Here is a 17,650-nt window from a genome sequence, read left to right as displayed (position 1 = left end):
GTCAGGCGCCCTTGGCGTCGAGGGCGGCCTGCAGGGACTCTTTGTAGCCCTCGCTGGTGATGGTGGCCCCGGACACCGTGTCGATGTCCGCGCTCTGCGCCTGGAGCGTCTCCGCGATCAGCTTCGGCACGGCGGCCGTGGTCTGCGGGTGGTTCGGCTGCTGGAGCATCCGCACCGAGCCGATCCGTTCGCCCGCGAAGGTCACCTCGACCTGGACGGGACCCTTCTCCGTGTCGACCGTCGTACCGGCGACGACCTTCTTCGAGGAGACCGACGCGGAGGCCGACGCGGAGGCGGAGGGTGAGGCGGACGCCGCGGCCGCGTTCTTGTCGATCGCGGCCTGCAGGGACTCCTTGTACCCCTCGGTGGTGATCGTCGCCCCGGACACCGTGTCGATGTCCGCGCTCTGCGCCCGCAGGGTCTCCGCGACCAGCTTCGGCACGGCGGCCGTGGTCTGCGGGTGGTTCGGCTGCTGGAGCATCCGCACGGCGGTGATCTTCTCGCCGTCGAAGGTCACCTGGACCTCGACGGGACCCTTCTCCGTGTCGACCGTCGTGCCCGTGACGACCCGGGAGGAGGAGCCGCCGGAGGCGGGGGTGGAGGGGGCCGGTGCGGCGACCTGGCTGGTGGACGACGTGGCGGTCGACGGTTCGTAGCGCCAGACCGGGATCAGACCGGCGATGCTGAGGACCACGACGGGTATCGCTCGTTTCACTGACTCTTCCTCATCCCGCCAGGCTGAAGCGTTCGAAGTGGATCTGCGGCTTGGGCACGTCCAGCTCGCGCAGGCTGCCCAGCACCGCGTTCATCATGGGCGGCGGTCCGCACAGGAAGACGTCCCGGTCGGCGATGTCCGGCACCAGTCGCGCCAGCTCGTCCGGCGCCAGCCGGTCGGGGACCGGCGGCCCGGTCACCAGGTGCAGTTCCGCGCCCTTGGCGAGCGCGAGGTCGCGCAGCTCGTCGTAGAGGACCGCGTCCCGGTCGGTGGCGACCCGGTAGATGACCACCGCGTGGCCCTCCAGCTCCTCCAGGAGGGCCCGGATGGGGGTGACACCGACGCCGCCCGCGATGAGCACGGACTCGGGGCGGGTGCGGTGCAGCGCGGTGAAGGCGCCGTAGGGGCCCTCGGCGAAGACCCGGGTGCCGACCTTGACGTGCCGCAGGGCGGCGCTGCCGTCGCCGGCCGCCTTCGCGGTCAGCCGCAGGGTGCGGCCGTCGGGCGCGGCCGACAGGGAGAACGGGTTGGCCTGCCACCAGCGGTCGCGGGTCAGGAAGCGCCACAGGAAGAACTGGCCCGCCCGGGCGGGCATCCGGTCGAGGTCGCGGCCGGACATGTAGACCGAGACGACGTTGTCGGCCTCGGGGACGACGGCCGTGACCCGCAGTTGGTGGCGCCAGTTCCGCCACAGCGGCAGGACCAGCCGGCCCAGCGCCACCGAGCCGAGGGCGACGCTCCACACGCCGTACCAGTACGCGGTGGCGGCGCCCGACGCGGTGAAGGTCGTCCCGACCGCGACCTGGTGGGTGAAGGCGAGCACCACGGCGACGTACGTGTAGAGGTGGATGAAGTGCCACGTCTCGTAGGCCAGCCGGCGTCGGGCGTGGCGGGCCGAGGCCGCGCCCACGACGAGGATGATGCCGAACGCGACGACCGCGCGCAGCACGCCCTCGACGGTCTCGGCGAGGTCGACGATCTGGTTGACGGGGTCCATGGAGGACGACTGCGCGTAGCCGAAGGTGATGAAGACGGCGTGCGTGAGCAGCGTCCACAGGATGCCGAAGCCGGTCCAGCGGTGCCAGGAGGTCAGCCGGTCCATGCCGATGCGGCGGTCGAGCCAGGGCAGCCGGGCCACCAGCAGCAGCTGGAAGGCCATCAGGAGCGCCCCGTACAGACCGGCCAGCCGGCCCAGCACGATGAGGGTGTTCGAGGCGAAGCCCGCCTGGGTGAAGAAGAAGGTCACCACGGCCAGGTTCGCGGCCAGGACGGCGTACAGGCCCGTGCGGGCCACCACCCTCGGGCGTATCGCCGTGGGGGGCGCGGGGGGTGATTGGACGGTGGTCACGGACAGAACTCCTTGATCCGGGTCCGGGATACCGAGCTTGTCCGGCGGGACCTGTCGAATCACTGTCGTACAACTTTCAAGAGGTTATCGATGTGGCCACGGGCGGGGGCCCGCTCTGGCTTCGCCCGCCGGGTGAAGCACTATGAGCGGGTGGAAAAAGTACGCCTCCTCGTCGTGGACGACGACCCGCCGATAGCCGATCTCGTCGCGACGGTCGCCCGCTACGAGGGCTGGGACGCGGTCACCGCGAACTCCGGCCAGGAAGCGCTGAGCCGCGCCGCCGAGTTCCGTCCCGACATCGTGGTGCTCGACCTCATGCTGCCCGACATCGACGGTTTCGGCGTCCTGGAGCGGCTGCGCCGCTCCGGCACCATGGTGCCCGTGGTGTTCCTCACCGCGCGGGACGCCGTCGCCGACCGGGTGGCGGGGCTGACCCGCGGCGGGGACGACTACCTGGTCAAGCCGTTCGCGGTGGAGGAGCTGATGGCCCGGCTGCGGACCGTGCTGCGGCGCAGCGCCGGGCCCGGGTTCCCGCGGTCCGTGCTGCGGGTGGCGGACCTGACGATGGACGAGGACACCCGCGAGGTGCGGCGCGGCGAACGGCTGCTCACCCTCACCCCGACCGAGTACGAGGTGCTGCGCTACCTGATGCGCAAGTCGCCGACCGTGCTGACCAAGGCGCAGATCCTGGACCACGTGTGGGAGTACGGCTTCGGCGGCCGGTCCAACGTGGTGGAGCTGGTGGTCAGCAGGCTGCGCCGCAAGCTGGACGAGCCCGTCGACGGCCAGGGACCGCTGATCCACACCGTCCGGGGCTTCGGCTACGTGGTCCGGCAGGCGACCGGGTGAGGGGCGCTTTCCGGCACCTCCGCCAGACGTACCGGCGGCTGCGCCTGGGCACCCGGCTGGCGCTGGGCCTGGGCGCGCTGTCCCTGCTGGTGTTCGCGGTCGTGGGATCGGCGCTGACGATGTACATGCGCGACTACCTGGAGCACCAGCTGGGCTACCAGCTGCAGGTCGTCCAGACCGTGCAGACGAAGGACGCCGAGGCCAACGGGACGGTGACGCAGAAGCCGTACTGGGGCTGGTTCACCGCGGTGTACGACGTGTCGGACGACTCGGCCGCGCTGCGCCGGCCCGCCGACATCCCGCACGACATCCGCCCGCTGACCCTGCTGGCCGAGAACATGGCGCACTCCGACACCGAGCTGATGCGCACCGTGCGGCTCGACGGGGAGGGCCTCTACCGGCTGCGGGCCTGCGAGGTCGAGCCCGGGGTGGTGCTGGTCAGCGCCGCGCCCATGGAAGACATCGAGCACACCGTGAACCGGCTGGTCACGGTGCAGGTGATCGCGTTCGCGGTCGCGGCGGGGGCGCTGGTGGTGTTCGGCCGGAAGATGCTGCGGCGCGGTCTGCAACCGCTCAGCGACATGGCGCACACCGCGCACGGCATCGCCTCGCACGACCTGACCGAGTCCGCGTCCCGGCTGCCGCTGCGCGCGGACGGCCGGGACGGCGGCCCGGAGGTGCACGAGCTGCGCACGGCGTTCAACACGATGCTGGAGCACATCGACGACTCCCTCGCGGTCCGCGCCGAGGCCGAGCAACGGCTGCGCCGCTTCGTCGCGGACGCCTCGCACGAGCTGCGCACCCCCCTGATGTCCGTACGGGGTTACGCGGACCTCTTCCAGTACGCCGCCGCCAACGCCCCCGAGGAACGCGAGAGGCACCTGGCCCGGCTGCGGGCCGAGGCGGCCCGGATGGGCGTGCTCCTGGACGACCTGCTGCTGCTCGCCCGGCTGGACGCGGCCGAGGTGGAGACGCCGCTGCGTCCGGTGGAGGCGGACCTGGTGGAGCTGGTCGAGCACGCGGCCGACGCGTTCCGCGCGAGCCACCCGGACCATCCGCTGACCGTGACGCCGGGCCCCGCGGAACTGACGCTGCGTCTGGACCCGCAGCGGATCCGCCAGGTCCTGGACAACCTGCTCACCAACGCGGCCGTGCACACCCCGGCGGGCACGCGGGTGACCGTGGGGGTCCGCGTCGAGTCCGGCCGGGCGCTGGTGCGGGTCGCGGACTCGGGCCCCGGCATCCCGTCCGCCGACCGTGACCGGGTCTTCGACCGCTTCTACCGCGTCGACAAGGCCCGCAGCCGCGACCGCGGCGGCAGCGGCCTGGGCCTCGCGGTGGCCAGCTCCCTGGTGCGGGCGCACGGCGGCTCGATCGAACTGAACGGCGAGCCGGGCTCGACGGTGTTCACGGTGACGCTGCCGACGCGCCCGGCGGGTCTTACGAAGCCGTGACGTGCCGGGCGCGGCCCCCTCGCCCGGGCCGCCCGCGCCCCTAACGTGGCCGCATGCGAGTACTGGTCACCGGCGGTGCCGGGTTCATCGGGTCCCATGTCGTAGCGGCGCTGACAGCGCACGGGCACGAGCCCGTCTGCTACGACGTCCGCGCCGACCCCGCGTCGGACGTGCGGGACCCCTACGCGGTCGGCCGGGCCCTGGCGGGCGTGGACGCGGTGTGCCACCAGGCGGCGATGGTGGGTCTCGGGGTCGGCTTCTCGGACGCGGCGGAGTACGTCTCCCGCAACGACCTCGGTACCGCCGTGCTGCTCACCGCCATGGCCGAGGCGGGCGTACGGCGTCTCGTGCTGGCCGGGTCGATGGTCGTGTACGGCGAGGGCCGGTACGCCTGTGAACGGCACGGGGTGGTCCGGCCGGGGCCGCGTGCCGTCGCCGACCTGGACGCGGGACGCTTCGAGCCCGTCTGCCCCCGGTGCGAGGCCGAGCTGGCACCCGGGCTGGTCGCCGAGGACGCCCCGGTGGACCCGCGCAACGTCTACGCGACCACCAAGCTGGCCCAGGAGCACCTGGCGGCGGCGTGGGCGCGGGCCACCGGCGGGTCGGCGGTGTCGCTGCGGTATCACAACGTGTACGGGCCGGGCATGCCGCGCGACACCCCGTACGCGGGTGTCGCCTCCTTCTTCCGCTCGGCGCTCGCCCGCGGCGAGGCCCCCCGGGTCTACGAGGACGGCCGCCAGCGTCGGGACTTCGTGCACGTGCGGGACGTGGCCGCGGCCAACGTGGCGGCGCTGGAGGCGGGTTCGCCCGCGGGCACGCTCACCGCGTACAACACCGGCAGCGGTGAACCGCACACGGTCGGCGAGATGGCCCGGGCGCTGGCGGCCGCGTACGGCGGTCCGGAGCCGGTCGTCACCGGGGAGTACCGGCTGGGCGACGTACGGCACATCACGGCGGACTCGGCGCGGCTCCGGTCGGAGTTGGGCTGGAAGGCGGGGGTGGGCTTCGAGGAGGGGATGCGGGAGTTCGCGCGGGCCTCGCTGGGCGGGGCGTGATTCTCAGGCCTCGCCGTGCCGGGAACGATGGCCGGCCCTCGCCGTGTCCGGAGTCGCTCCTCAGATCTCGGCTGCCGGCAGGGTCACCTCGAACCGGCATCCGCCGGTCACATTGCGTACGGTGGCCCGCCCCTGGTGGGCCTCCACGATCCCGCGCACGATGGCGAGGCCGAGGCCCGCGCCGGCGGGCGGAGTCCGGGCGTGCGTGCCGCGCCACCCGGTGTCGAAGACCCGCGGCAGGTCATCCTCGGGGATCCCGCCGCAGCTGTCGGTGACGGACAGGACGACCCCGTCCGGTCCGCGCTCGGCGGCGACCGCGACGGTGCCGTCCGCGGGCGTCCGGCGGATGGCGTTCACGAGCAGGTTGCCCAGCACCCGGCTCATCTCCTTGCCGTCCACCTCGACCGGCACCGGCTCGACCCGGGCGCCGACCAGCCGTACGCCGTGCTCGCGAGCCAGCGGGTCGGCGCCCGCCAGCGCGTCGCCGACGAGGTCGTACACGGAGATGCGGCTCGGGGTCAGCGCCAGCGCCCCGGCGTGGATGCGGGAGAGCTCGAAGAGGTCGCCGACCATGCCGTTGAGGCGCTCCACCTCGGTGCGGATCTGCCTGAGGTAACGGCGGGGGTCGGCGGCGACGCCGTCCTCCAGCGCCTCCGACATCGCGCGCAGACCGGCGAGCGGGGTACGCAGGTCGTGCGAGATCCAGGCGACGAGTTCACGCCGGGAGGTCTCCAGGGCGCGTTCGCGGTCCCGGGACTCGGCGAGCCGGGCGCTGGTCTCCTCCAACGCGCGTCCGAGTGCGGCGAGTTCGGCGGTGGCGGGGCCGTCGGGCGAGGTGAAGTCGCCGCCGTCGCCGAAGGAGCGGGCGGCGAGCGCGAAGGCATGGCTGCGGCCCACGACCCAGCGGCCGAGCAGCAGGGCGGTGGCGAGGGAGACCCCGGCGGCCATGGCGACGACGGTGGTGACGACCTTCAGGTCGTGCGCGGACAGGAACATCGCCTGCGCGACGGCGAGGGTGCCCGCGAACATCGCGCTGACGGCGACGGCGGCGACCACGGCGAGATGGGTGACGACCGAGCGGCGCCGGATGAGCAGGACGACGCCCGCACCGAGCACGCCGACCGCGGCGGCGCCGAGGAAGGCGACGAGGGCGATGATGAGGGTGTCACGCATGGCCGTCATCCCTCCTGACCGGCGGTGTCGAAGCGGTATCCGACGCCCCACACGGTCTGGATCAGGCAGGGCCGGGCCGGATCGTCCTCGACCTTTCCCCGCAGTCGCCGGACATGGACGGTCACCGTCGACAGGTCGCCGAAGTCCCAGCCCCACACCTCGCGCATCAGGTCCTCGCGTCCGAAGACCCTGCCGGGGTGCCTCAGAAGGAAGGCGAGGAGGTCGAACTCCCGGATGGTCAGGGCGAGTTCGGTGCCGTTCTTGGTGGCGCGACGGGCCGCCGGGTCCAGGGTGAGTCCGCCCGCGCGGAGGGTGGCCGAGGGCTCGGCGGGCCGGGTGCGGCGCAGCACGGACTCCACCCGCAGGACGAGTTCACGGGGGCTGAAGGGCTTGGTGACGTAGTCGTCGGCGCCGACCTCCAGGCCGAGGATGCGGTCGTCCTCGTCGCCCCGCGCGGTGAGCATGATGACCGGGACGGGCCCGCGCCCGCGCATCCGGCGGCACACCTCCAGGCCGTCCATGCCGGGCAGCATCAGGTCGAGGACGACGAGGTCCGGCCAGTGCGCGGTGGCCCGGGCGAGCGCGGCCGGGCCGTCATCGGCGCGGTCCACGACGTATCCGGCCCGGTCCAGGTACCCGGTGACGACCTCGGCGACCGTGGGGTCGTCGTCCACGACGAGGACCCGCGCCCCGGACAGTGCGTTGGATTGCTGCTGCTCCATGGCGCCAGCCTCGCACCGTTGGCGCCGAAGTGCGGTCCACGGCTCTGGACGTCCGCGTTCCGTAAGGAGCCGGAGTCCGATTTGCCAGTTTCGTCCTCGTAGGGTGAGAGCCGTGACGACCTCTTTCGAACCTGTCCCGGACCCGGTGTCCGTGGACGTCGTACTCCCCTGCCTCGACGAGGCCGAGGCGCTGCCCCGGGTACTGGAACGCATCCCGCCCGGCTGGCGCGCGCTGGTCGTGGACAACGGCTCCACGGACGGCTCCGCCGGCATCGCCCGCTCCCTCGGCGCGACCGTCGTACGCGAGGAGCGGCGCGGTTTCGGCGCCGCCTGCCACGCGGGCCTGACCGCCGCCACCGCCGACATCGTCTGCTTCTGCGACTGCGACGCCTCACTCGACCCGGCCGACCTGGTGCCGTTCGTGCGCGAGATCCTGGCCGGTGAGGCGGACCTCGTGCTCGGCCGGCGCCGCCCGCAGACCCGCGGGGCCTGGCCGCTGCACGCCCGCACCGGCAACCTCGCCCTGTCCCGGCTGCTGCGCCGCCGCACCGGACTGCGGCTGCGCGACCTCGGCCCGCTGCGTGCCGCCCGCCGTGAACCGCTGCTCGCGCTCGGCCTCACGGACCGGCGCAGCGGTTATCCGCTGCAGATGGTGGTGCGGGCCGCCGACGCGGGCTGGCGGATCGCCGAGCACGACGTGCCGTACCGTCCGCGGGCCGGCGAATCCAAGGTCACCGGCACCTGGCGCGGCACCTGGCAGGCGGTGCGGGACATGAGCCGGGTGCTGGCCGAACCCGGGACCGTCGCCGAGAAGGGAGCACGCGCGTGACCTCCTCGCCCACGCTCCTGGTCATCGCGAAGGAGCCCCGCTCCGGCCGGGTGAAGACCCGGCTGACCCCCGCCTTCACCCCCGGCGAGGCCGCCGCGCTCGCGGAGGCGTCCCTGGCGGACACCCTCGACACGGTGGCCCGGACGCCGGCACGTCGCCGGGTCCTGGTCCTGGAGGGCGAGCCCGGCCCGTGGCTGCCGCCCGGCTTCGAGGTCGTACGGCAGTGCGCGGGCGGCCTCGACGAACGGCTGGCCGCCGCCTTCGCGGGCTGCGACGGCCCGGCCCTCCTCATCGGCATGGACACACCCCAGGTCACCCCGGAGCTGCTCACCGTGGACTTCGCGGACTGCGACGCGTACTTCGGGCCCGCCGAGGACGGTGGCTTCTGGGCGCTCGGCCTGGCCGCGCCGGACCCCGCGCTGCTGCGGGGGGTGCCGATGTCGACGTCCTCGACGGGGGCGGTGCAGCGGGCGCGGCTCATCGGCCTGCGGGTGCGGGAGCTGCCGCGCCTGCGGGACGTGGACACGGCGCACGACGCGGAGGTGGTCGCCCGGGCCGCGCCCGGCGGGCGGTTCGCCGCGGCGCTGGCCCGGCTCAGCGCCCCGGCGGCCCGATGAGCACGGTCCGGATCGGACGGCAGCGGACCGCCGTCGCCGACGAGCGCCCGCCCGTCGGCGACGGGGACCCCTGGTCGGCCGACCCCTACGCCGACGCGGTGCGCTCCGGTCGTGGCCCCCTCTTCCTGCGCCGCGGTGACGGCTGGCTGCTCCCGCTGGACGTGGAGCGCTGGTGCGCGGACGCCGACGCGGCCGACCTGGAGGTGCTGCGGCGCTGCGAGGGCGCGGTCCTCGACGTCGGCTGCGGGCCCGGGCGGCTGGTCGCGGCCCTGGGCGCGCGGGGGCGGCGGGTGCTCGGCATCGACGTCAGCGAGGCGGCGGTGACGAGGACCGGGGAGCTCGGCGGACCGGCACTGCGACGCTCGGTCTTCGAGCCGCTGCCCGGCGAGGGCCGCTGGGGCACCGCGCTCCTGATCGACGGCAATGTGGGCATCGGCGGCGAGCCGGCGCAGCTCCTCACCCGGATGTCCGAACTCCTGCTCCCCGGCGGCCTGTTGATCGTCGAGACGGTGCCGGGGCTGGACCTCGACGAACGCGCGCTGGTCCATGTCACCGACGCCCGGGGCAGGACCGGCCGCCCGTTCCCCTGGGCGCGCCTGGGCACACCGGCCCTGCTGCGGCACGCGGACCGCGGGGGCTGGTCCGCCACGGGTCAGTGGGCGGCCGGCGGGCGCTCCTTCGTCGCCCTGCGCAACCGCAGGACGAACAGCAGCGCCGAGCCGCCGAACAGGGCGGCCGTCAGCAGCAGCCAGCGGGTCAGGAACACATCCGCGGGCAGGCCGGTGGCGGAGGCGTAACGGCCCGCCGCCTGCCCGCTGATGAGCGGGAACCAGACGAGCAGGAGCAGGGCGGACAGGGCGGCGGGCACCCGGACGTAGTTGATCCGGTCCCGCCGCCTGCCCGCGGCCCTCACCAGCGCCCGGTCGAGCCCGGCGTACAGCGGCAGCAGCACCAGGTCGTGAAGGATTGCCGCGCCCACGAACCACAGCGCGACCCCGAACCAGTCCCCGTCCACGAGCTGTACGCCCGCATATCCCGCGAGGGCGAACGAGCAGCCGAGCAACAGGAGTTGCAGGGGACTGCCGACGACGATCGGACTGCCGACGACGATCCTCGGTCGCTTCACAGATCTCCTCCGAACGTCATCCGGGCCACCCACTTGGTGTTGAGCACGCCGGGCGCCGCGGGCACGATGACCCGCGCCGGGTGCCCGTGGTCGGGGGTCAGGTCCTCGCCGTTGACGGACAGGGCGAGCAGCGAGAGCGGGTCGGCGACCTGGTTCGCGCGCAGGGCGGCCCGCCGGAACGCACCGTGCGTCTGCAGCGACTCCACGAGGACGTCGGTCGGCTCCTCGTACCCGACGAGCGCGGCGAGGTCCCGCAGCCGCACGCCGCGCCACCACTGGTCGGAGGTCGACCAGCCCTCCACGCAGGCGATGGGCAGGGCCGCGCTGTGCAGCGGGAACCGGCCGGCCAGTTCGGAGCGGCTGAGCCGGACGGTTCCGGTGCGCCCGGTGACGACCAGCCGCCACGCCTCCTCGCCGGTCTGAGCCGGGTCGATCCCGGCGTACGCGGCCGTCTTGTTGATCTGGAAGCCGCCGGGTCCGGTGCCCGGCTCGGCACCGCCGTGCGGGGCGAGCAGGGCGGTCCTGCGCAGCGGCCCGTCGACGTTCTGCCCGGCCGTGGTGGCGAGGAGCAGCAGCGACCCGCCGCCGACCAGCCCGAGGGCACCGCGCCGGGACACGCTGGGCTCGGCGGGGTCCGGGGAGACCAACTCGCTCGGGGGCGCCGACTCGGCTTGTGGATCCCGCACTCGGCGCAGATTACGCAGGGCCGCCGGTGTCTTCAGCACCGCGTGCACGACGAACGCGGAGAAGAACACCCAGGCGCCGTAGAAGTGCAGCGGGTAGAAGGAGCCCGGGAAGACGTAGTCCAGCTGGACGTTGAGCACGCCGGTCACGAACTCGAACAGCGCGCCGCCGACCAGGAGCAGCAGCGAGACGCGTTCCAGGGCGTGCGCGAGGGAGCGCGCGGGCGGCAGCGTGAACAGCTTCGGCACGACCGACCACAGCTTGGCCAGCAGGACCGGGATCAGGGTGATGCCCAGGGTGACGTGGACGCCCTGGTTGAGCCGGTACAGCCAGTGCGGGTCGGTCGGCCACGAGAAGAGGTAGAAGCCGAGGATCCCCTTGTCCGGGGTCTTGTCGTTCACCGGCGACAGGTCCGGGTTGTAGGCGGCGTACGACAGCAGCCCGGTCAGGAACAGCACGGTGATCCCGACGAGCAGGACCACACCGAGCACCGAGGTGAACCAGGGACCCCGCAGCGGGCTGCGCCAGAACGCGGGTGAGAAGGGAGTGCGTGGCATGCTCCGAACGTAGGCCCGCCGCACCCCCAGGACCGGCTCGGGAACGATGACGAAACTCTGACGTCCGCGCCCGTCAACCGTCCGGAGCAGGCCCGGCGACCTAGCGTTTGCGCGTGCACCGGGACCTGAGACGTGACCTGTACGCGGCCCTGGCCGCCTCCCTGCTCGTGGCGACCGCCGTCGTCGTCGGCGAGGTGATCCAGCATCGCTACGGCACCCTCCGCGTCGGTTGGCCGCCCCTGCTGGCGACCTGGGACCCGCACCTCGGCCCCGGCACCCCGGCCGCCCTCGCCGTGGCGGCCGCCGTGGCGGTGTACGGCCCCGCGCTGGCCGCCCGGCTGCCCTGGCGGGCGCTGCTGCTCGCCACCTGGGCGGCGGGCCTGGCCTGGACGTGGTCCCTCGCCCTCGTGGACGGCTGGCACCGGGGCGTCGCCGAGCAGCTGACCACCGGGAGCGAGTACCTCCGGGTCATCGACCGCTTCCACGACATCCCGGCCACGCTGGCGGACTTCACCCGGCACATCCTGATCGACTCCCCCGACAACTGGCCGGCCCATGTGGCCGGTCATCCTCCGGCGGCCACCGTCACGTTCGTGCTCCTCGACCGGGTCGGACTGGGCGGCGGGGGCTGGGCGGGCGCCTTCTGCATCACCGTCGGCACCACGGCGGCGCTCGCGGTCCTGGTGACCGTGCGGACCCTCACCGACGAGTCACTCGCCCGCCGCGCCGCCCCCTTCCTGGTCCTGGCCCCGGCGGCGGTGTGGGTGGGCACGTCCGCCGACGGCTACTTCACGGCGGTCGCGGCCTGGGCGGTCGCGTTCCTGGCCCTGGCGGTGACGGGACACCGGCCTGCCTGGACCGGCCTCGCCTCGGGGCTGCTGTTCGGGCTGACCCTGTATCTGTCGTACGGCCTGACGCTGTTCGCCGTCATCGCGGGGGCCGTGCTCCTGCTGGGCCGCCGCCGCGTCCGCCCCCTCCCGTTCCTGCTGCTCGGGCTGCTGGTGGTGCCGGTGGTGTTCACCGTCGCCGGGTTCGACTGGTGGGAGGCGTACCGGCTGCTGGTGCGCCGCTATCACCAGGGAGCGGGCGGGGTCCGGCCCTACGGCTACTGGGTGTGGGCGAACCTGGCCTGCACGGCGCTGATTGTGGGCCCGGCGACGGTGGCGGGCCTGCGCCGCACGCGAGCGGCGCTCGCCCTCAAGCGCCTCCAGCTCCCCGACGTCCGCCTCGGTGTGCTCGTGCTGTCCGCGCTGATCGCCCTGCTCGCCGCCGACCTGTCCGGCATGAGCAAGGCGGAGACGGAACGCATCTGGCTGCCGTTCGCGGTGTGGCTGCTGCCCGCGTGCGCGTGGCTGACGGGGGCGCGGGGGTGGCTGGTGGCGCAGGGGGTGGTGGCGCTGTTGCTGAACCATCTGTTGCTGACGGGGTGGTGACGCCGGTGCTCCACACGGGCCTTCTGGCCGTCTGAACTTCCCGCTCCCTCCGCCCCATTGAATGCTCAATTCAACATCCCTACCATCACTTGGTGGATGAATTCACCCGCGGCCTCCGGAGGAGAACCCGTGCTTCCACCCTCACGTGTCAGACGTACCGCCACCGCCCTGCTCCTGGCCGTCGGCCTCGCCGTCCCCGTGGGGCATGCCTCGGCCGAGACCCGGCAGAGTGTGCCGCAGGCGTGGCCCGCGCCCCAGAGCATGCGTACCGGACCGGGTCGGCTCACCGTTCCCGACCGGGTCGTGGAGGTCGTCGGACGCGGCACCGACCCGTCCGCACGACGCGTCGTCGATGCCGCTCTGCGCGCCGCCGGAGCGGACCGGATCACCACCGTGGACGCCGGTGACCGGCCCCCGGCGGCCGGACTCACCGTCTACCTCGGCGGCCCGGGGGAGAACGGCGCGACCGGCGGGGCGCTCAGTCGGCTGGGCGCCAAGGCCCCGACCGGACTCGCCCCGGGCGGCTACGTCCTGGCCTCCGGGCGGCGGAACGGGCAGACGCTCCTCGCCCTCTCCGGCGTGGACACCACGGGCACCTTCTACGCGGCCCAGACCCTGCGCCAACTCCTCGCAGGCGCACGGGCGTTGCCCGAGGTGACCATCCGCGACTGGCCCACCGCCGCCCTGCGCGGAGTCGTCGAGGGTTTCTACGGAACCCCCTGGACGCACGCCGAGCGCCTGAACCAGCTGGACTTCTACGGCCGTACGAAGCAGAACGTCTACGTCTACTCGCCCAAGGACGACGTGTACCTGCGCGCCCGCTGGCGCGACGCCTATCCGCCCGCCGAACTGGGCCGGTTGAAGGAACTCGTCGACCGGGCGGCCGCCAACCACGTCCGCTTCACCTATGCCCTCTCCCCGGGGCTGTCCGTCTGCTACTCCTCCGACGCCGACATCAGCGCCCTGACGGCCAAGTTCGACTCGCTCTACGCCATCGGCGTCCGGTCCTTCGCGATCCCGTTGGACGACATCAGCTACACCAAGTGGAACTGCGACGCCGACGAGAAGGCGTTCGGTACCGGGGGCGGGGCGGCGGGGGCCGCGCAGGCGCATCTCCTCAACCGGGTCTGGCAGGAGTTCTCCGCCGAACACGCGGACCTGGAGCCGCTGGAGATGGTCCCCACCGAGTACTCCGACCTCGCCGACACCCCGTACAAGAAGGCGCTGCGGGAGAAGCTCGACGCGTCCGTGGTGGTGGAGTGGACGGGCGTCGGCGTGATCGCGCCGACCCTCACCACGGACGAGGTCACACGGGCCCGCCAGGTGTACGGTCATCCGATCCTGGTCTGGGACAACTACCCGGTGAACGACTACGTCACCAGCCGGCTGCTGCTCGGCCCCTACACGGGCCGGGAGGCGGGAGTCGCGAGCGCCGCGACCGGCGTGACGGCCAACCCGATGGTCCAGGGCGAGGCGAGCCGGATCGCCCTGTTCACCTCGGCCGCCTACCTGTGGAACCCGCACGCCTACGACCCCCGGGCCGCCTTCCTCGCCTCCGTCCGCGACCTCGCGGCGGACGGCACCTCCACCGGCGCGGCCGGCTGGTTGCGGATCTTCGCCGAGAACAACTACTCCTCCCAGCTCGACGCGACCGAGTCCCCCACGCTCACCCGGCTCATCGCCGACTTCCGTAAGGCCTACGCGCAGGACAAGGGCCTGGATGGCGCCGCCGCCCGGCTGACGTCGTACTTCACCGACATGGCCGCGACTCCCGCACAGTTGCGCTCCCGCCTCGACAACCCCCGGTTCCTCGACGAGACCTCCGCGTGGCTCGACAAGCTCGGCCGTTACGGCACCGCGGGACGGACCGCCGTGGACCTGCTGCTCGCCGACAAGCGGGGTGACACGGACGCGGTCACCACCTACTGGAACCAGCTCAGGACGGAGCGCAAGGAGCTCGACGCCATCCCGCAGCAGGTCTCCCCGGGCGTCATGGACCAGTTCCTCTACACGACGATGGTGCAGAACGCGCCCGACCCGGGCGTGGACGCCTCCTTCACCCCCGCGTCCCTCTCCTTGAAGCCGGGTGCCTCCGAGACAGTAACCCTCGCGCTGTCCGACGAGCGGTCCACGTCCGCGAAGAGCGTCTCCTGGAAGCTCGACGTGCCCGAGGGCGTCACCGCCTCACCCGCCGGGGGCACGCTCGACGTCCCGGCGGGAGGCAGCACCTCGGTCGCCGTCACTCTGAGGGCCGTCACGCAGGGGGTCCACTCCGTCGTGGTGTCGGGCCCGGGGCTCCTCGACCGCGCGATCCCGGTGCAGGCCACCGACGGCACCGGCACACCCCGCGCGCTGACCGCCAACTTCAGCGGAGCGTCGGTCAGTTCGGTCGACCTGGCCTCCGGCCGGAGCACGGACATCGGCGTCGGCGACAACCCCGGCGAGGTGGTCGTCAGCGCGGACGGACGCACCGCCTACGCCGCCAACCAGGGCTCGAACTCGGTCAGCGTGATCGACGTGGCGAGCGGCAAGGTCACCGCCACGGTCGCCGTCGGCCGCGTCCCCGCCGGCCTCGCCCTCACCCCCGGCGGCGACACCCTCTGGGTCGCCAACTACACGGACGGCACCGTCCAGCCCGTGGACACCGGCACCCTGAAGGCGGGCGCCCCCGTCCCGGTCGGCTCCGGACCGGAGAACATGGCGATCACGCCCGACGGCTCGACCCTGTACGTGGCGAACATCCACGACAACACCGTGACCCCCGTCGATGTCGCCACCGGCACGGCGAAGGACCCGATACCGGTGGGCCCCGGCCCCTTCAACGTCGTGGCGGCGCCCGACGGGAAGACCGTGTACGTGTCCAACTCCGGCGGCTCGACCGTCACCCCCATCGACACCGCCACCGACGACACCGAGCCGACGCTCCTGGTCCCGGGCCAGGCCTACGGCCTCGCGCTCTCGCCCGACGGCCGCACCCTGTGGGTCAGCCCCAGCAACGGCGACCGCGTCACCCCGGTCGACACGGTCACCGGCGCCCCCGGCACGAGCATCGAGGTCGGCAGGTCGGCCTTCGACGTCGGACTCGACTGGAACGGCGCCACGGCGTACGTCACCACCGCCGACGGCAACGCCCTGGTACCGGTGGACACCACGAAGGGCACCACGGGCGCGCCCCTGACGACCGGCGCCTATCCGCTCGCGGTCGCGCTGACACCGCTGCCGGTGGAGTAGCGGCACAGCGGTGGCCGGGCCCGCTTCCGGACCCGGCCACCGTCGCGTACCGACGCTCAGCTCGCGGTACGCCGGATCCGTCCGGCGTACCGCTTCTCCAGCTCCAGGTTGCCCTCGAAGCCGCCGGGCACGTTGGCCGAGACGTAGACCGGCGGTTTCTCCCCGGCGGCGAGGAGCAGGGCGGAGGCCTCCGCGACCGCCATCTGGACCAGCATCACCCCGGTGAGCGTGGACAGGGCGGACACCGCGCCGCCGCCCGGGAGTTCCAGGAGGGCGTCGCCGCGCGGGGCCGCGTTGTCGAGGACGACGTCGGCGAGGTCGGCGAGCTTCTTGCCGCTCGCGTGGCCGGCCGGGACCGCACGGGTGTGGGTGAGGGAGGTGATGGCCAGGATCCGGTGACCCTGTTCCTTGGCGCGCAGGGCCATCTCGACGATCACGTTGTTGACGCCGGAGTTGGAGATCACGACGAAGAGGTCCTGGGGACGCGGGGCCGCGAGGTCGTAGAGCCGCCCGGCCACACCGGCCCGCCGCTCCAGCAGCGGGTCGTCGAGGACGGCGGGGTCCTCGCCGCCGTACAGGACGAGGTCCGCGATGCTCAGGCGGTTGGTGGGCACCAGCCCGCCGGCCCGGCCGGCCAGTTCGAGGACGATCGCCTGGGAATGGCCGGTGCCGAAGGCGTGGATGACGCCGTCGGCACGGATGGTGCCGGCTATCAGTTCGGCGGCGCGTGCCACGTCCTCGCGGGCGGATTCGGTGACGCGCTGGAGGACGGCCAGGCTCGCGTGCGCGAACCCCTGGGCGCTGACGGACTCGACGGACACGCGACACTCCCCACTGCTGATGGATTGAACCACCCTATACATCTCAAGAGGTGAATCAATAAACCACGTGCGGTCCTGGTATTCAATCCGTCCCATGAACGGTGGCTGATACATTCTTGCCATGCCTCCGACGGACGTCACCACTCTGATCCGCACCGAGTTGCCCCGGCTGGCCGGCTCCCTGCGGAAGGTCGGCGAGCTGATCCTGGAGGATCCGGCCGCCGTCACGCACTGCTCGGCCGCCGAGCTGGGCCGCCGCACCGGCACCTCCCAGGCGACGGTGACCCGGTTCTGCCGTGCGATCGGCCTCGACTCCTACCAGCACCTGCTGATCGAGCTGGCCCAGGAGCGCGGCCGCGGCCAGGCCTCCGACTGGGGCACCGCGGAGATCGGCCCGGACATCTCCCCCGACGACGATCTCGAACGGGTCGTGCAGGTCGTGGGCAGCGCCGATCTGCGCGCGGTCCAGCAGACCATCGACCGGATCGACCTCGACGCGATCGAGCGCGCCGCCCAGGCCACGGCCCGCGCCCGCCGGATCGACGTGTACGGCGTCGGCGGCAGCGGCGCGGTGGCGCAGGAGACCGAGACCCGGCTGTTCCGCATCGGCTGCACGGTCCGCGGCTGGGTCGAGGTGCACGCGGCCAGCACCTCCGCCGCCCTGCTCACCCCGGCGGACGTCGCCATCGCCATCTCGCACTCCGGGGCCACCCGCGAGACCATCGAGCCGTTCGAGCTCGCCAAGGAGCGCGGCGCCACCACCGTCGCGATCACCGCCGACCCGCGCTCGCCGCTCGCCCGCACCGCCGATATCCGGCTCATCTCCTCCACCTCGGAGACCAGCTTCCCCACCGGCATCATCGGCGCCCGGCACTCCGTCCTGGTCCTCATCGACTGCCTCTACGTCCGGGTCGCCCAGCTCTCCTACCAGCGCGCGAGCGCCTCACTCGCGCTGACCGACCACATCGCGGGACGGCACACGGTGAAGAGCCGGCGCGCGCGCTGAACGCGGCCGAAGGTGCATGGATGAACCACC

At 73.1% G+C, this 17,650-nt stretch carries 15 protein-coding genes; 9 read left to right on the top strand and 6 right to left on the bottom strand.

Annotation, left to right across the window (positions count from 1 at the left end):
* Position 1: 1 nt before the first annotated feature.
* Together ACFYRY_RS27780 and ACFYRY_RS27775 are read right to left on the bottom strand one after the other, a co-directional pair.
* Positions 2 to 715, bottom strand: coding sequence for an FMN-binding protein (locus ACFYRY_RS27780; protein WP_389151172.1), 714 nt, complete (start codon positions 713 to 715; stop codon positions 2 to 4).
* A gap of 10 nt (positions 716 to 725) precedes the next feature.
* Positions 726 to 2,063: a ferric reductase-like transmembrane domain-containing protein gene (locus ACFYRY_RS27775; protein WP_389151169.1), complete on the bottom strand. Its 1,338-nt coding sequence runs from the start codon at positions 2,061 to 2,063 to the stop codon at positions 726 to 728.
* A gap of 90 nt (positions 2,064 to 2,153) precedes the next feature.
* On the opposite strand from ACFYRY_RS27775, the gene ACFYRY_RS27770 reads away from it, so the two are divergent.
* From ACFYRY_RS27770 to ACFYRY_RS27760, 3 genes are read left to right on the top strand one after another with little or no spacing between them, the layout of a single operon-like run.
* The gene (locus ACFYRY_RS27770; protein WP_389151166.1) at positions 2,154 to 2,912 is read left to right on the top strand and encodes a response regulator transcription factor; all 759 of its coding nucleotides are present in this window, start codon (positions 2,154 to 2,156) and stop codon (positions 2,910 to 2,912) included.
* On the top strand, positions 2,909 to 4,366 hold the full coding sequence (locus ACFYRY_RS27765) for a sensor histidine kinase (RefSeq protein WP_389151163.1): 1,458 nt from the start codon (positions 2,909 to 2,911) through the stop codon (positions 4,364 to 4,366). The genes ACFYRY_RS27770 and ACFYRY_RS27765 overlap by 4 nt, the downstream gene beginning before the upstream one ends.
* A gap of 53 nt (positions 4,367 to 4,419) precedes the next feature.
* Positions 4,420 to 5,421 carry an NAD-dependent epimerase/dehydratase family protein gene (locus ACFYRY_RS27760; RefSeq protein WP_389151160.1) on the top strand — a complete coding sequence of 334 codons (1,002 nt, stop codon included), beginning with the start codon at positions 4,420 to 4,422 and terminating at the stop codon, positions 5,419 to 5,421.
* A 60-nt stretch (positions 5,422 to 5,481) separates the two neighbouring features.
* Here ACFYRY_RS27760 and ACFYRY_RS27755 read toward each other — a convergent pair whose 3' ends face one another.
* Complete coding sequence (locus ACFYRY_RS27755; protein ID WP_389151157.1) at positions 5,482 to 6,594, bottom strand: sensor histidine kinase; 1,113 nt, start codon at positions 6,592 to 6,594, stop codon at positions 5,482 to 5,484.
* Between the two features lie 5 nt (positions 6,595 to 6,599).
* Entirely contained in the window at positions 6,600 to 7,316 is a 717-nt protein-coding gene (locus ACFYRY_RS27750) for a response regulator transcription factor (RefSeq protein ID WP_389151154.1), read from the bottom strand.
* Positions 7,317 to 7,419: 103 nt separating this feature from the next.
* Here ACFYRY_RS27750 and ACFYRY_RS27745 point away from each other — a divergent pair, with 103 nt between their 5' ends.
* From ACFYRY_RS27745 to ACFYRY_RS27735, 3 genes are read left to right on the top strand one after another with little or no spacing between them, the layout of a single operon-like run.
* Positions 7,420 to 8,145, top strand: a complete 726-nt coding sequence (locus tag ACFYRY_RS27745; RefSeq protein ID WP_389151152.1) for a glycosyltransferase family 2 protein — start codon at positions 7,420 to 7,422, stop codon at positions 8,143 to 8,145.
* Entirely contained in the window at positions 8,142 to 8,762 is a 621-nt protein-coding gene (locus tag ACFYRY_RS27740; RefSeq protein WP_389151150.1) for a DUF2064 domain-containing protein, read from the top strand. The genes ACFYRY_RS27745 and ACFYRY_RS27740 overlap by 4 nt, the downstream gene beginning before the upstream one ends.
* Positions 8,759 to 9,559 carry a class I SAM-dependent methyltransferase gene (locus ACFYRY_RS27735; protein WP_389151147.1) on the top strand — a complete coding sequence of 267 codons (801 nt, stop codon included), beginning with the start codon at positions 8,759 to 8,761 and terminating at the stop codon, positions 9,557 to 9,559. The genes ACFYRY_RS27740 and ACFYRY_RS27735 overlap by 4 nt, the downstream gene beginning before the upstream one ends.
* Before the next feature lie 325 nt (positions 9,560 to 9,884).
* On the opposite strand, the gene ACFYRY_RS27730 is transcribed toward ACFYRY_RS27735, so the two are convergent.
* Positions 9,885 to 11,129, bottom strand: coding sequence for a molybdopterin-dependent oxidoreductase (locus tag ACFYRY_RS27730; RefSeq protein ID WP_389151144.1), 1,245 nt, complete (start codon positions 11,127 to 11,129; stop codon positions 9,885 to 9,887).
* Positions 11,130 to 11,242: 113 nt separating this feature from the next.
* Between ACFYRY_RS27730 and ACFYRY_RS27725 the strand changes: the two genes are divergently transcribed.
* On the top strand, positions 11,243 to 12,562 hold the full coding sequence (locus tag ACFYRY_RS27725; RefSeq protein WP_389151141.1) for a hypothetical protein: 1,320 nt from the start codon (positions 11,243 to 11,245) through the stop codon (positions 12,560 to 12,562).
* A 129-nt stretch (positions 12,563 to 12,691) separates the two neighbouring features.
* Entirely contained in the window at positions 12,692 to 15,793 is a 3,102-nt protein-coding gene (locus ACFYRY_RS27720; RefSeq protein ID WP_389151138.1) for a beta-N-acetylglucosaminidase domain-containing protein, read from the top strand.
* Positions 15,794 to 15,849: 56 nt separating this feature from the next.
* Here the strand turns inward: ACFYRY_RS27720 and ACFYRY_RS27715 are convergent, their stop codons facing one another.
* A complete protein-coding gene (locus ACFYRY_RS27715; protein WP_389151135.1) occupies positions 15,850 to 16,614 on the bottom strand; it encodes a sugar isomerase domain-containing protein in 765 nt (254 codons plus the stop codon).
* A gap of 121 nt (positions 16,615 to 16,735) precedes the next feature.
* Between ACFYRY_RS27715 and ACFYRY_RS27710 the strand changes: the two genes are divergently transcribed.
* On the top strand, positions 16,736 to 17,620 hold the full coding sequence (locus tag ACFYRY_RS27710; protein WP_389151132.1) for a MurR/RpiR family transcriptional regulator: 885 nt from the start codon (positions 16,736 to 16,738) through the stop codon (positions 17,618 to 17,620).
* Positions 17,621 to 17,650 lie beyond the last annotated feature (30 nt).

The organism is Streptomyces sp. NPDC005263, assembly GCF_042872365.1.
GTDB lineage: Bacteria > Actinomycetota > Actinomycetes > Streptomycetales > Streptomycetaceae > Streptomyces.
The sequence above is the reverse complement of the archived record's forward strand: the minus strand, read 5'-3'. Positions and strand labels throughout refer to the sequence as shown.